Here is a 525-nt window from a genome sequence, read left to right as displayed (position 1 = left end):
ATAGGGTTGGAACCCTGCCCCCATTCTGATAATCGCGGTATACGGCTTCCGTGCAACGGTCCACGATAGACTTTTCTTTTGCGCCGATTCCATGGGGCTTGGCGAGCTGCTCAAAGAGAGACAAGATAAACTCGGATTTATCCACCACCGGGTCGCTGCCGTCTCCATACCCTTCCACCATATCCATGGCATTGATGAAGTGGTCGCTGCCCGCCGCAATGCGAATCACTTCACCGCCAAGGACTGAAACCAGGGCGGCATATTCATTTTCCGGATCACAGATCAAAATATCATCTTGAGTGGCCATAGCTAAAAACTCCAACCAGCCTTTCACAAAAAAGCTCTTACCGCTTCCTGGAACACCCAGAATAAAGGAGTTTGGATTGAGCAGGTTTGCTTTATTGCAGAGAATCAGGTTGTGGGAAATAGCGTTTTCCCCGCAGTAAATGCCGCCATCGTCTTGAATCTCCTGCACCCGGAAGGGCATGAGCACGGCTAGGCTTTCCGTAGTAAGTGTGCGCAAAG

At 50.7% G+C, this 525-nt stretch carries 1 protein-coding gene; it reads right to left on the bottom strand.

All coding sequences use genetic code 11. The features are described 5' to 3' along the window. On the bottom strand, window positions 1-525 hold a 525-nt coding region (locus NE619_RS19345; protein WP_256133857.1), incomplete at both ends, for a helicase HerA domain-containing protein.

Source organism: Anaerovorax odorimutans (genome assembly GCF_024459955.1).
In the GTDB taxonomy this organism is placed as follows: Bacteria; Bacillota; Clostridia; order Peptostreptococcales; family Anaerovoracaceae; genus Hominibacterium; species Hominibacterium odorimutans_A.
This window is presented reverse-complemented; position numbering and strand designations above follow the sequence as displayed.